The following is a 13,434-nucleotide window of genomic DNA, read 5'->3' as shown; positions in this document are numbered from 1 at the left end:
GATGTGTTCTTTGATTCTTAAGGTTTGTCGGCGTAAATCGTGAGGCCAACCAGCGACTGTTTCGGGGCTGGGAACAGGAAGCTGGCGACGTAACCGAAGACGATGCACAACATGATCGAGATCGGCAGGTAGAAGTAAGGGTGGACCATCTTGAAGGTCCAGCAGATGGTGGTGAGGATGGAGCTGCACAGGATGCCGATGGCCACGCCCTGCCAGTTGGCGCGGCGCGTGAACATGCCCAGCGTGTAGGCGCCGGCGAAGCCGCCGCTCAGCAGTCCCGCCAGTTCAATCGACACATCGAACAGCGAGTGCGCATTGAAGCGCGACAGCAGCAGTGCGGCGGCAATGCCGATCAGGCCCGTGGCCACGGTGGCGATTTCCGCGAACAGCACACTCTTCTTCGGCGTGGGGTTCTTCACCAGTTTTTCGTAGAAGTCCACGGAAGCCAGCGTTGCCACGCTGTTCATGATGCCGGACAGGGTGGCCATGGCAGCGGCCAGGATGCCCGCGATGATCAGGCCCGTGATGCCCGTCGGCAGTTCGGCTGCGATGAACAGTGGGAAGGTGGCATCCACATTCAGCAGCGGGTTCATACGCTCCGGATGGCTCTTGTAGTAGGTGTAGAGCGCGGTGCCGATGGTGTAGAAGATGAAGCCGCCCGGAATCGAGATTGCCGCGAACATCCAGATCGAGCGCGTCGCTTCCTTGGCCGACTTGGTGGACAGCACGCGCTGCATCAGCACCTGGTCTTTCGGGAAGGTGAGCACCACGTCGAACAGCACGAGGAAAATGAAGCCCCAGACGGTAGGCTGGGTCAGGTCCCAGCTGAAGTCGAACAGTTTGGTCTTGCTTTCGGCCGCGGCCACGCTGACGAATTCCGCCACGCCGCCGTCCAGCTTCCAGATGATGAAGCCGATCGCGAACAGGGCGCCGCCCATCTTCACGAAGAGCTGTACGAAGTCGGTCCACACCACGGCCTTCATGCCGCCCATCGCCGTATAGATGATGGTGAAGCCGCCCATGATGATGATGCTCCAGGTGACGTCGATGCCGGTGATGGTGGCAATCGCCAGCGACGGCAGCAGCAGGATCACGCTCATGCGGCTGCCAATCTGCACCAGGATGCAAATCAGGCTGGCGATCATGCGGATCGCCGGGTGGAAGCGGATTTCGAGGTAGTGGAACACCGACATCAGGTCGAGGCGGCGCAGCAGCGGGACCACGGCCACGGCCACGAAAGTCAGCGCGACCACGGCCACCAGGTTATTGGTCATGTACTGCCAGTTGGTCTCGAAGGCCTTGGCGGGAATCGCGATATAGCTGATGGAGCTGGTGTTCGCCGCGTACAGGCTGATGCCCGCCGCCCAGAATGGAATGGAACGGCCGCCAACGAAGAAATCGGAGGTGGAATTGCGCTTCTCGCGGATGTAGCAGTACCAGCCGATGCCCAGCATGCCCGCCAGGTAGGCCACGATCACGAACCAGTCGAAGGTTTTCAGCAGGCGCTTGCCGCTGACGATTTCGGTATAGGCCATGTGCTGGCTGCCGTCCGCCGCCGTGTAGGCGCGCAGCAGGCCATTGGCCCAGCCGGTCGCGATTTCGCTGCCGCCCTGCGCTGCCGCCGAATCCTGCAGCGGCGACACGGCCCAGGAGCCGGTGATGGTGTGGTAGGTGTGCAGCTGCGGCGCGGCGGCGGCATCGCCTGCCGGGCGTGCGAGGTACAGCACGTGCGCCTGCCCGGTGGAGCGCGCGGCGCCGGGCAGCACCTTGCCCGCCACCGGCTTCATTTCCTCCCAGCCGCTGCGCGCCTTCCAGCGCAGGAGGCGGTCGCCCTCCCCGTCGGCGCCGCGCAGCGTCAGCAGCACGGTGGAGTTCTGTGCCGCGAGCGAGCTGATTGCCGCGCCGCGGCCGTCCCATGCGGCCAGCGTTTCCCAGCGCGCCGCGGTGTTGGCGGCATCAAGCGCCAGCAGCTGCGGCGCTCCGGTTTCGCTGTAACCGGCTACATAAAGCTTGTCTCCCAGCGTGGCGGCCACCGCCTGGGTAAGGGGCGCCGGCAGCGGCGGCAGCGCGCTCGCTTCCACCGTCGGTCCGCGCAGCCTGAGCTTTTCGACCTTGCTGACCACCTGGCGGGCGCCCTCGGCGCCGGACAACAGGTAGGTCTGCGTTTCGCTTGCGGCGAAGGCAAGGGCCAGCGGCGCGCGGAAATCGAGCGCCGTCCACGACTTGCGGTCCTCGCTCAGCAGCCAGCTGCGGTCTTCGCTCAGCGCCAGCAGCCGTCCTTCGATCGTGAGCATGCGCACGGCCTTCTGCTGCAGCGGCAGCGGCGGCAGTTCCATGTTCGTGATGGACGCCAGGTTGTCGGCATGCGCCTGGCGCGGCGCCAGCAGCATGCAGAAAGCCAGCAGCATGGCGAGCAGGGCGAAGCTCCAGTGCGCGGTGCGCATGGCGGGCGTGAATTGCTTGGTCATCTGATTACCTGTAGTGAGCTGGCGCACGTCAGCGGATAACGCCGAGGGCGCGCAGGCGCGAAATCTCTTCGGCGGAATAGCCGTTTGCTGCAAGGATCTGGTCCGAATGCTGGCCCAGCGCCGGCGCGGCGAACGGCGCGGGCGCCGCTGCATTGCCAAATTTGACGACTTCAGTAAAGCCTTGATAGCTGCCGACCACGGGATGGCTCATCGTTGCCATCATGTTTTCGGCGCGTACTTGCGGGTGCTCGAACATTTCTTCGAGCTGGCGCGCGGCGGAGCATGGCACGTCGCTGCCGAATACGGTTTCCCATTCATGCGCGGTGCGGGCCGACAGCGCGGCGCGCAGCTTTGGAATCAGCGCGTCCGCGTGCTCGGCGCGCTTGCGCACCGTGTCGTAGCGTTCGTCGCCCGCAAGCTCCGGCAGGCCCACGCGTTCGCACAGGGTGGTCCAGAAATGCGCGGTGTTGGCGGACAGGTAGATGTAGCCTTCCTTCGCGGGATGAATGCCGGTGATGCCGCCGGAGCGCATGTCGCGGCCGACGTTCAGGGGTTCCCCATCAGCCTTGATCAGACGTGCGGACTGCATCGCCAGCGCGCTGCGCAGCAGGGAGACGCCCACATACTGCCCTTGGCCGCTGCGGCTGCGCTCGAACAGCGCGGCCGTGACACCGGAGGCCACCAGCGCGGCGGCGTAGTAGTCCACGACGCTGCCATATACGATTTGCGGGTCGCCGCCTGCCGGGCCTTGCAGCGTGCAGATGCCGGTGAAGGTCTGCAGCACCTGGTCGTAGCCCGCGTTGTCTTTCATCGGCCCGTTTTCGCCGTAGCCGGTGACGGCGCAGTACACCAGCTGCGGGCGGCGCTGTTTCAGCTGTTCGTAGCCGATGCCGAGGCGCTCCGGCACGCCGGGCCGGAAGTTGTGCACCAGGACGTCAGCGCTATCCACCAGCTTTTGCAGCACGGCGAGGCCGTCCACCTGTTTCAGGTCGATGACGATGCCGCGCTTGCTGCGGTTCACGCCCAGGAAGGCGCGGCTTTCCGCCTCCAGCGTGGACGGATACTTGCGCAGGTTGTCGCCGGCCGGCGGTTCAACCTTGATGACTTCAGCGCCCATGTCGGCCAGTTGCGTGCAGCCGTAAGGACCGGCGATATAGGCGCTCAGGTCGAGCACGCGGATACCAGCCAGCGGCAGCCGCTGTTCCGGCTGTGCTGCAGCCAGGGCGGCGAGCGCGCCAGCATTGGCGCCAGCAGCCGCGATTCCCGCGCTGGCCGACGGCGCAACAGAGCCGGCAGACGGATCGCTTGTGGCGCTCGCCGCGGGCGTGCCGTCGTCAGTAGCCTCGGCCATCGCAGGGGCACCTGCGGCGACCACGGCTTCGGCACGGCGGATGAACGGCAGGTCGATCATCTTGCCATCCACCGTGAACGCGCCCGCGCCGGATGCTTCGGCTTCGCGCGCGGCGGCCAGCACGCGCACGGCGTGCTCATACTCCGCAGCACTCGCGCTGAATACTTCATTGGCCAGCGCCACCTGCGATGGATGAATGCAGCTCTTGCCCCAGAAGCCCAGTCGCTTCGACATGCCAGCTTCGGCGCGGAAGCCGTTGGCGTCCCTGATATCGGGGAAAGCGCTGTCGTAGGCGAACACGCCCGCTTCGGCGGCGGCCATGCGCAAGGCGAACATCGCCGCATGCACATTGGCCGGGTCGCGGCGCGCAATGCCGTTCGCCTCGAACAGGTCGGCAAAGCCCAGCTGCAGGCCTGCCACGCGCGGGTCGGCGGCGCCGATTTCGGCGGCCTTGCGCAGGCCGAGGGGAGATTCGATATTGGCCAGCACGCGCACCGGGCGCGCCACGCCATTCATGCTTTCGGCACGCGCCAGCGCGGCGCATACCGTATGAATATCGGCAGCCGATTCCGCCTTCGGCAGATTCAGCATGCCCAGCGCAGGCTGGGTGACAGCCTGCACGTCTGCTTCAAAGTGCGGCGAGCCGATGGCGTTCACGCGAACGATAATCAGCTTGCCGCTGTCGAGCGCCTGCGGCGAACGCAGGAACTCCGCGACCGCTGCGCGGGCTTCCTCCTTGCGCGCTTCCGGCACTGCATCTTCCAGGTCGATCGAAATGGCATCGGCCTGTCCGTTCAGTGCCTTGGCGAAAAGCTCCGGGCGCGAGCCCGGCACAAAGAGTTTGCTGCGCATGACGGTCTGTTGGCCTCTCGCTTAGAAGGTGATGCTGTGCGTGATCGAGTAGGTTCGGCCACGGCCCGCGAAGAAGTTCTGGAAGCCCGGCACCTGCGCGGACGTCAGAATATAGTAGCGGTCAGCCAGGTTCTCGATACCCAGCGTGAGGTCGCCATAACGGGTCTTGTACGAAGTGGTAAGGTCCAGCAGCGTGTAGCCACCGGTCTTTTCGCGCGAGCTCTTGCCCGGATTGATTTCGCGGCCGCGCAGCGTGGTGGAACTCAGGCGCACATCGCCGCGCTCCGAATACTGCCAGCTGACACCCAGGCCCACCTTGTCCGGATTGATGGTCGAGACACCCTGTTCGGTATCCAGCGGGCCGCCGAGGCGGGACGCCATCAGGCCGCGGATGCGAGAATACAGGCCGTTCACACGCAGGTCGCGGGTCACATTATATTCACCCGAGACCTCGAAGCCTTTCACGCGCACCGCGGAACGCTGCATGATGAAGTCGCCGGTCACTGGATCGATCGACAGCGAAACACCGAAGTCGGAATCCGACTGGTAGTAGGAGGTGGACAGACTGCCCCACGAACCCTTCCAGTTGGCGCCGATTTCCTTGTTCTTCACGATGATGGGCTGCAGGTCCAGGATGCCGGCCACGGACTGGCCGGGCACCTTGATGTTACGCAGCGGGATGCCCACGTTCGGCAGGCTGAAGCCCTTGCCGTAGGAGACGTAGGCAGACCAGCCCGGCGCGAAGCGCCACACGACACCCGCATTCGGCAGGCTCGCCTCGTAGTCCAGTTTGCCGCCTTCAACGTGCACGCGGTTGTTGAAGTAGGTGGTGGTGTAGCTGTCCACCGACAGGTCGCCGGACTCGCGGCGGTAGCCGCCGCTGAAGGTCAGGTCGCCCAGGTCATACGACAGCTGCGCGAACGGCGCGGTGCTGCTGTATTCCATCGGCGGCACCCAGGTGCGGTTGGTCAGCGCCAGGCGCTGTTCGGTCTCGTCACGCACCACGTCCACGCCGGCGCGCAGTTCGAGGCCGCTCACCAGGAAGTCCGGACGGGTGTAGCCGGTGCGCAGGCCGCGCTTCTCGGAATGCACTTCGGACTGGTCCACCAAGGTGCCCAGCGGCGCAATTAGCGGGTCCTGCTTGTCGGCGCCGCCCTTCTCGGCCACGAAACGCATCGCCTGGGAAGCCTTGTAGACCTGCGCGGTGAAGGTACCGCCGAATACTTCGTCGTTGGTGTAGTTCGCCGCGTACTGGCGGAAGTCGTTGAACTCGGCCTGGCCGTTGAACGGTTTGCCCGGCTGCGAGCTGTCGGTCACGCCCTTGGCGCGGTTGCCTTCCAGGTAGACGTAGTTGCCCTTACCATCCAGCTTGAAGCGGCTGGCGCTCACTTCGACGCGCTGGCTGGAGCTCAGGTTGAAACCGGTTTTCAGGAACAGGTTGCGCCCTTCGGTATCGTTCAGCGAACCGGAAGCATTCATGCCGATGCGGCGGCCCTTGGCGTCCCACTGCATGCCGCGGTCGACTTCCGACATTGCCAGCAGCACGTCGAAGGCTTCCTGCTTGTGCGCCACGTTCACGCCGACTTTCCAGCCCATGCTGTCGTCTTCGAACTGCGAGTTCAGCTTGGTGGTCAGCGTGACTTCGGTGCCCATCTTGGTCGGGGTCTTGGACACGTAGTTGATGATGCCGCCAGCCGCGCCCACGCCTTCCGACGCCGACGGGCCATTGATCACTTCGATGCGCCCCACCACGCCCAGGTCGGTGAAGGAACCGCTGCGCTGCGTTTCACGGAGCGGCGAGCTTTGCGGAATGCCGTCGAACAGGCGCAGCGGAATACGGCCGCGCAGCGTTTCGCCGGTGTTGCTCATGGCCTGCGTCGATTCGGCATAGCCAGGCACCAGGCGCGCCAGCACGGCGGTCGCGTCTTCGCTCAGGGCCAGGGACTTGCCCACTTCGGCCATGGAAATCACGTTCACGGCGCCCGGAATCTTGTCCACGGCCTTGGCCGTGCGGGTACCCGTCACAATGACGGTGGTATTGCTCTGCTCTTCCGCCTTCTTCTCTTCGGCGGGAGCGGCTTGCTGTGCATTGGCAACGCCGGCAAACAGCATGGCGGTAATCGCGGCAGCGATGGGGGTCAGTTTGATGGTCTCGCTCGTATTCTTCATGATTTTCTTATGTCTCATTTGAGTTGTCGGATGCCCCGGAACAGCGGGCGCTCTTTCAGTCACAGCAGGGTCAGGCAGGGCGATCAGGTCCTCCTTACAGGTCGAGACCGAGGGCTGCGCGGCCGCCCCGGCTGTCGATGAATTGCTGCAGTTCCTCACGCGTGGGAATCGAGGTCTGGGCGCCGATGCGGGTTACGGCCAGGGCGGCGGCGTATTGCGCCTCGCGGGTGGCCACTTCCAGCGTCATGCCGCGCGCCAGGGCGACGGTGAGGGCGCCGACGAAAGTGTCGCCGGCGGCAGTGGTATCGATCGGTAAAACCTTGGCTGCCGGGATCAGGTGCTGTGTGTTGCAATCAGACACGAGTACGCCCGATTCTCCCATGGTCAGCAGCACAGCGCCAGCACCGCGGCGGCACAGGGCGCGGCCGGCGGCCACGGCATCTTCCGTGCCGCGCACATCGAGGCCGCTCAGCTGCGAAGCTTCGGTTTCATTGACAACAAGGTAGTCGGTCATGGCCAGCAGGCTGTCCGGCAGGTCGGCGGCCGGCGCCGCGTTCAGCACGACTTTTACGCCTGCCGCGCGCGCAATTTCGATGGCGCGGGTGACGGTATCGAGCGGCGATTCGAGCTGGCACACGAGGTAGGAGGCGCCTTCAATGGTGGCGGCGGCCGCCTCCACCTGGGCCACGCTCAGCACATCGTTCGCGCCCGGCGCGATCACGATGCTGTTGGCGCCGTCCGAGTCCACGAAAATGCCGGCCACGCCGGTGGCCACGCCGGGAACGGTGAGCACGCCTTCGATGCAGATATCGTTGCCGCGCAGGCCGGCCAGGGCCGAACGGCCGAATTCATCGTCGCCGACCGCGCCAATGAAACGGACCTCGGCGCCCTGTCGCGCCGCTGCAACAGCCTGGTTCGCGCCCTTGCCGCCGGCGACCTGGCGGAAGCCATCGCCGCTGATGGTTTCGCCGAGCATGGGCATGCGCGGGGTGCGAAACACCAGATCGATATTGATACTGCCGACTATGGTGATACGGGGCGTCATGCTCTCAGGTCTCCGGAATTATTCTATTTATGCAGCGCAATCGATTGCGCAAACGATTGCTATTGAACTCCTGATTTCCCTGCAAGTCAATCGGTTTGTTGTTTTCAGGCCAGCCGGGCGGTGGACTGGCGCACCACGAGCTCGGTGTGCAGCATCTCGCGGCGCAGCGGCAAGGTGGGGCCGGCGACGCGGTCGAGCAGGACGCGGGCCGTCAGTGCGCCCATCTCGTACTTCGGCTGCGCCATCGTGGTCAGCGGCGGCGTGGTGAAGGAGGCCAGGGCGATATCGTCGTAGCCGATCACGGACAGCTGCTCGGGCACGCGCACCCCGGCGGCGTTGGCGGCGCACAGGCCGCCGATGGCCATCAGGTCGTTGCTGGCGAAGATGGCGCTGGGCGGCTTGGGCATGGCCAGCAGCTGCTTGAACGCCTGGAAGCCGCCTTCGCTGGTGAAGTCGCTGCGCACCAGGTAGTCGAGGCGGAAGCGCAGGCCCGCTTCCTTCAGCGCGCGCAGATAGCCTTCCACGCGGGCGCGCGAAGGCAGCAGGTCGATCGGGCCGGACACGCAGGCGATGTCCTTGTGGCCCAGCCCGATCAGGTATTTGGTGGCGAGGTAGCCGCCCTCTTCGTGGTCGGCCTCGACGAAATCGGCCTGCACCCCCTCCACTTCACGGTCGACCAGCACGGTGGGAATGGGCTGATGCTGAAGGCGCGACGACAATTCATCGTCCGCGCCGGAAGCCACCAGGATCAGCCCGTCGATGCGCTTTTCCATCAGCACCTGCAGGTAGGCCGACTGCTTGCGCGTGTCGTCGTAGGCGTTGCACAAGATGACGTTGTAGCCCTGCTTGAAGGAAGCATCCTCGATGCCCTGGATCAGCTCGGCAAAATAGGGGTTGGTGTTATTCGGGATCATCATCCCGATGGTGTGCGTCTTGTCGTTTTTCAGGCTGCGCGCCACCGCGCTGGGGATGTAGCGCATCTCCGCCATGGCGGTGCGCACGCGCTCCTTGACATCTTCGCTGACGGCGCGGGTGTTGTTCAGCACGTGGGATACGGTCGTGGTCGATACGCCTGCGCGCTCGGCCACCTGCTTCATCGTTGCCATTTCGTTATCCTTATGCGGGCAATCGATTATGTATCATTTGATCAACGATTGGTACACGAGATTAAAAAATTTCACGTTCAGCTTGGGCGGATCGCTGGGCTTGCCGCTCGGCAGGTGCTGCATCATCAGCAGCGCCACCAGGTTTTCCTTCGGATCAATCGTGTAATAGGTGGAGGCGGCGCCCGACCAGCCGAACTGGCCGACCGAACCCAGCCGCGCACGGCGCGCCACATCCAGCACCACCGAGCCGCCCAGGCCAAAGCCCTCGGCCGGGCTGAACTCGTGCGTCGGCGGGCTGAGGTGCGACAGGTGATTGGCCATCATCATCTCGACGCTCTTGCGGCCCAGGATCTGCACGCCGTCCAGCTGGCCGCCGTTCAGCAGCATCTGGGCGAAGCGGGCGTAGTCGCCAGCCGTGGAATACAGGCCGCCCGCGCCGCTGAAATAGGGATTCTGCAGTTCGCCCGCCGGCGCAATGCGGCCCGGCGCGACGGCGCTCAGGCGGCCGCCGGCGTCGCTGGTCGTCATGTCCACGATGCGGCGGCGCTTGGCAGGCGGCACGATGAAGCCCGTGTCCGCCATCTGCAACGGGCGGAACAGGCGCTTGTGCAGGAAGGCGTCGAAGCGCAGGCCCGATACCACCTCCACGATGCGCCCGGCCACCACGGTGGCGGTGCCGTCGTAGTGGAACTCGGCGCCCGGCTCATGGGCCAGCGGCACGCGCGCCAGGCGCTTGCTGAAGACATCGAGGTCGGACGCCTGGAACAGCAGCGCAGAGTCGAAGATCTGGTTGACCGGCAGCGAACGGTCGCCGTAGGAGGCGAAGCCCGGCGTGTGCGTCAGCAGCTGGCGGATGGTGATCGGCATTTTCGGCGGCCGCGTTTCCGGCACGGCAGCCGTGCCCGCCACGAACACGCGGGCGTCGGCAAACTCCGGCAGGTATTTCGAGACCGGGTCGTCCAGCAGCAGCTTGCCCTCTTCCATCAGCATCAGGATGGCGACCGCCGTCACGGTCTTGCTCATTGAATAGATGCGGAAGATGGCGTCGCGCTGCAGGGGCTCGCTGCGCGCCAGGTCGCGGTGACCATAGGCGTTGTAATCCACCACCTTGCCGTTGCGTAGCACCAGCACCACGGCGCCCAGATAGTCGTTGCGCTGGATGGCCTGCTCGACGAAGCTGTCCACGCGGTGCAGCCGGTCCGGCGCAATGCCTTGCGTGGCAGGCGGCATGTAGGGCAGCGGCGTCCCGGCAAAGGCGGGCGCGGCGCAGAAAGCAGCAAGGGCGGCGACGCTGAGCAGTGTTCTCATGTGGTCCGGAGATTAGCAAACCCGGCCCATTCTACTCCGTGCTGGCTGACAGGCAAGTAGTTGACATCGGAACAGGCTGCTCATGCCACAAAATTTCCTGTCTCTACGGTGCGCAGGTCATCGCAGAGCCTGATGTAGCCTTGGTCCTTCCAGCGTTTGCGGCTCAACATTTGGAGGTTCCAATGCACTCATCAATTCGAGCGCTTGCCGTCTGCGCGGCGCTAGCCCTGGCCAGCGCGCCCAGCTTCGCAACCGGCTATTCCTCGGTAAAGATCACTCCCACCCTGGAGGTCATCGACCTCACTCCCGGCGACGGCGTTGCCGCCGGCTACCGCTTCCGCGATGCGGATGGCGAGCTGTCCAGCAGCTTCGGCGGCGTGATGCACGTGAACGGGCTGTGGCCTACCGAAATCATCGACAGCGTGACCGGCCGCGCTCTGGCGGGCACCGCAGGCGAAATCGGCTCGCTGTATGCGTCCGCCAGCACGGCGCGCGGCTTCACCTTCGAAGGCTCGAACGCGTCCATGTTCTGGGAATTCGCCGTACTCCCGCACAGCAATGTTGCGCTGACCCTCACCTACGACTGGGAAGCCAGCCGCGACGGCGGCTATCCGGCCTCGATGCGCGCCAGCTCCAGCACCTCGATCTTCGAAGAGAGCTGGGGGCAGGCCTTCGAGATCCGCTCGGCGGTCGATCCCTTCGGTCCCGATGCCAGCAAGCACGAGAGCTACACCTTCTTCTTCAGCAATCCCACCGATACGGTGCTGGAACAGCGCCTGACGATGCGCACGGATGTGCAGGTGCAGGTCTCCGTGGTGCCGGAGCCCGGCTCCTATGGCCTGCTGGGCGCCGGCCTGCTGACCCTGGGCTTCGCCAGCCTGCATCAGCGCCGCCGCGCGCAAAACAATACACGCCGCAGTTAAAGCAGCTTAGGAAACTCCTCAACCGTCAGACCCGCGTCGCGCACAATACCGCCCAAGGTCAGTGCGTTGACGGGGTTGTGACGCGGGATCGTGATAGTGCGCGCACCACGACGCATCACTATGTGGGCTGTAGCGCATACGGCCTCCCTGACTGGTCATAAAATCATATGCCCTGTTTGAATGCGGCTGACTGGATGGTGCGCCGATTTCAGCCGCCCAGCCCCATCACGGCTATGGGAAAGCCTCGACGTGGACTTCGCCGCGACGCCCGAAGTAGCTGACGTGGCGGCCGGCGATCCAGACCATATAACCCACGCAGCCCGCCGCCATCGACAGGCGCATGAACTCGGGATACATCACCTCGCCGCGCTGGGCGCCGCGAATGGCTGCCTGCAGCGCCGCTGCATCGAAAGTTGATGGAATGGGCAGGTCGGGCGCATGCAGCTCCACTGTATGGGTGGCGCCATCCTCGGCGTAATAGTTCGTCAGGCGTCTGCGGTAGTCCGCGTAGTAGGACTCGGTGCCGGCCTGCGCCAGTGCCGCAACGATCTGGCCGAAGCTGGCGGCGCCCGCGTGCGAGTCGCGCGCACACCGTTCGGCGGCCTGGGTGAATGCAGTGCTCATAAGCTCTCCCCTACTCCACTGGTACCTGTTTCAGTTCATGGACACGCACCAGCTGCTGCATCATCTGCATCAGCATGCGCCGCTGCTGCCCGTTCAGGGCTGAGAAAAACAGTTCATCGTTCTGGTCCGCCAGCGCCGCGAGTTTCGGCACCAGCGCGCGGCCGGAACGCGTGAGTGCAATCACTTGCGCCCTGCCATCCGCAACGCTGCCTTCGCGCTGCGCCAGGCCTTTCTGCTCCAGCCGGGTGACGATTTTTGATACCGCCCCCTTCGTCATGCCCAGCGCATCCATCAGCTGCGCCGCAGACGCCTCGCCTGCATCGTAAAGCTGGCGCAATGCGACCCACTCGGATACCGATACCCCGTTCTCCTCCATCAGCCGCGCAAATCGCCCCGATACGTGGTTAGAGACAAAGCGCAGCCAGAAGCCCAGATGCGATTCAAGATGACTGACCTGTTTTTTCATACCTCTATATTAGTTTCCATGGAAACTTTATGCAAGAAAAAGACGCGCACCAACTTTCAGGCCGCGTCGTGGCAGCAGATACACAGTTTGTTGCCGTCCGGGTCGCGGAAGTAGGCGCCGTAGTAGTTGGGGTGGTAGTGGGGGCGCAGGCCGGGCGCCCCTTCGCAGCGGCCGCCGCTGGCCAGCGCGTGGGTATAGGCCTGGTCCACCAGTTCGCGCCGCCCCGCCTGCAAGGCCACCATCTGGCCGTTGCCGCGCGTGGCTTCGCCGCCATCGAACGGCGCGCCGATCAGGAACAGCGGACGTGGCGCATCGCCGGGCATCCAGCCCGCCCAGGGCTGGGCGTCGTCGCGGAAGCGCAGCTTGTGGCCCAGGATTTCCATCAGCGGGGCGTAGAAGCGGAAGGCGCGGCCGAAGTCGTTCACGCCGAGGTAGACATGCGAGATCATGGGAAGCTCCGAAATGGACCAGTCCGCCAATTGTCGCATCAAAACAAAAAAGCCGGACCGCGTGAGCGGGTCCGGCTTTTCCTGGCGGATGGCGTTGCCGCCATCCTGCCGCAATTCGATTACTGCAGTTTGATTTCGACGTCCACGCCAGCTGGCAGGTCCAGCTTCATCAGCGCGTCAACGGTCTTGTCGGTTGGGTCCACGATGTCCATCAGACGCTGGTGGGTGCGGATTTCGAACTGGTCGCGCGAGGTCTTGTTCACGTGCGGGGAACGCAGCACGTCGTAGCGCTGGATGCGGGTTGGCAGAGGCACTGGGCCTTTTACCACGGCGCCGGTGCGCTTGGCGGTGTCAACGATTTCCAGGGCGGACTGGTCGATCAGCTTGTAGTCGAAAGCCTTCAGGCGAATGCGGATTTTCTGGTTTGGAGCGGACATGCTATTTCCTTAAAGAACGAACCGGAATCAAAGTCCCGGCAATGTATGAAAGTACTGCTAGCGGGGCCGACATGATATCACAGGTCGGCCCCGCCGGATCAAGGCTTGATTAGGCGATGATCTTGGCCACGACGCCGGCGCCAACGGTACGGCCGCCTTCGCGGATTGCGAAACGCAGGCCTTCTTCCATAGCGATCGGGTTGATCAGCTTGACGGTGATCGACACGTTGTCGCCT

At 64.4% G+C, this 13,434-nt stretch carries 12 protein-coding genes and 1 pseudogene; 1 reads left to right on the top strand and 12 read right to left on the bottom strand.

The window, feature by feature from the left end; genetic code table 11:
* Positions 1–17: 17 nt before the first annotated feature.
* From ACJRPG_RS20660 to ACJRPG_RS20630, 7 genes and pseudogenes are all read right to left on the bottom strand, one after another.
* Positions 18–2,468 (bottom strand): sodium:solute symporter, encoded by a 2,451-nt coding sequence (locus ACJRPG_RS20660; protein WP_408002001.1) that lies wholly within the window; start codon positions 2,466–2,468, stop codon positions 18–20.
* 28 nt (positions 2,469–2,496) lie between these two features.
* A complete protein-coding gene (locus ACJRPG_RS20655; protein WP_408002134.1) occupies positions 2,497–3,690 on the bottom strand; it encodes a CaiB/BaiF CoA transferase family protein in 1,194 nt (397 codons plus the stop codon).
* Positions 3,691–3,885: 195 nt separating this feature from the next.
* Positions 3,886–4,671: pseudogene (locus ACJRPG_RS20650) on the bottom strand (HpcH/HpaI aldolase/citrate lyase family protein); the annotation flags it as partial.
* 21 nt (positions 4,672–4,692) lie between these two features.
* On the bottom strand, positions 4,693–6,840 hold the full coding sequence (locus ACJRPG_RS20645) for a TonB-dependent receptor (protein WP_408002000.1): 2,148 nt from the start codon (positions 6,838–6,840) through the stop codon (positions 4,693–4,695).
* Positions 6,841–6,934: 94 nt separating this feature from the next.
* Positions 6,935–7,885, bottom strand: a complete 951-nt coding sequence (rbsK, locus tag ACJRPG_RS20640) for a ribokinase (protein ID WP_408001999.1) — start codon at positions 7,883–7,885, stop codon at positions 6,935–6,937.
* 104 nt (positions 7,886–7,989) lie between these two features.
* The gene (locus tag ACJRPG_RS20635; RefSeq protein ID WP_408001998.1) at positions 7,990–8,991 is read right to left on the bottom strand and encodes a LacI family DNA-binding transcriptional regulator; all 1,002 of its coding nucleotides are present in this window, start codon (positions 8,989–8,991) and stop codon (positions 7,990–7,992) included.
* Positions 8,992–9,024: 33 nt separating this feature from the next.
* A complete protein-coding gene (locus tag ACJRPG_RS20630; RefSeq protein ID WP_408001997.1) occupies positions 9,025–10,299 on the bottom strand; it encodes a serine hydrolase domain-containing protein in 1,275 nt (424 codons plus the stop codon).
* A 182-nt stretch (positions 10,300–10,481) separates the two neighbouring features.
* Here ACJRPG_RS20630 and ACJRPG_RS20625 point away from each other — a divergent pair, with 182 nt between their 5' ends.
* Complete coding sequence (locus ACJRPG_RS20625; RefSeq protein WP_408001996.1) at positions 10,482–11,222, top strand: PEP-CTERM sorting domain-containing protein; 741 nt, start codon at positions 10,482–10,484, stop codon at positions 11,220–11,222.
* A 231-nt stretch (positions 11,223–11,453) separates the two neighbouring features.
* Here the strand turns inward: ACJRPG_RS20625 and ACJRPG_RS20620 are convergent, their stop codons facing one another.
* From ACJRPG_RS20620 to ACJRPG_RS20600, 5 genes are all read right to left on the bottom strand, one after another.
* The gene (locus ACJRPG_RS20620) at positions 11,454–11,846 is read right to left on the bottom strand and encodes a DUF1398 family protein (RefSeq protein ID WP_408001995.1); all 393 of its coding nucleotides are present in this window, start codon (positions 11,844–11,846) and stop codon (positions 11,454–11,456) included.
* 10 nt (positions 11,847–11,856) lie between these two features.
* Positions 11,857–12,312, bottom strand: a complete 456-nt coding sequence (locus ACJRPG_RS20615; RefSeq protein ID WP_408001994.1) for a MarR family winged helix-turn-helix transcriptional regulator — start codon at positions 12,310–12,312, stop codon at positions 11,857–11,859.
* A 56-nt stretch (positions 12,313–12,368) separates the two neighbouring features.
* Positions 12,369–12,761: a VOC family protein gene (locus tag ACJRPG_RS20610; RefSeq protein WP_408001993.1), complete on the bottom strand. Its 393-nt coding sequence runs from the start codon at positions 12,759–12,761 to the stop codon at positions 12,369–12,371.
* Positions 12,762–12,880: 119 nt separating this feature from the next.
* Positions 12,881–13,198 carry a 30S ribosomal protein S10 gene (rpsJ, locus tag ACJRPG_RS20605; RefSeq protein ID WP_028101676.1) on the bottom strand — a complete coding sequence of 106 codons (318 nt, stop codon included), beginning with the start codon at positions 13,196–13,198 and terminating at the stop codon, positions 12,881–12,883.
* A 109-nt stretch (positions 13,199–13,307) separates the two neighbouring features.
* Positions 13,308–13,434 (bottom strand): EF-Tu C-terminal domain-related protein (locus ACJRPG_RS20600; RefSeq protein ID WP_456057495.1); only part of this gene is annotated, 127 nt, incomplete at its 5' end.

This window comes from Pseudoduganella rhizocola, assembly GCF_045984285.3.
Taxonomy (GTDB): Bacteria; Pseudomonadota; Gammaproteobacteria; order Burkholderiales; family Burkholderiaceae_D; genus Rugamonas.
This window is presented reverse-complemented; position numbering and strand designations above follow the sequence as displayed.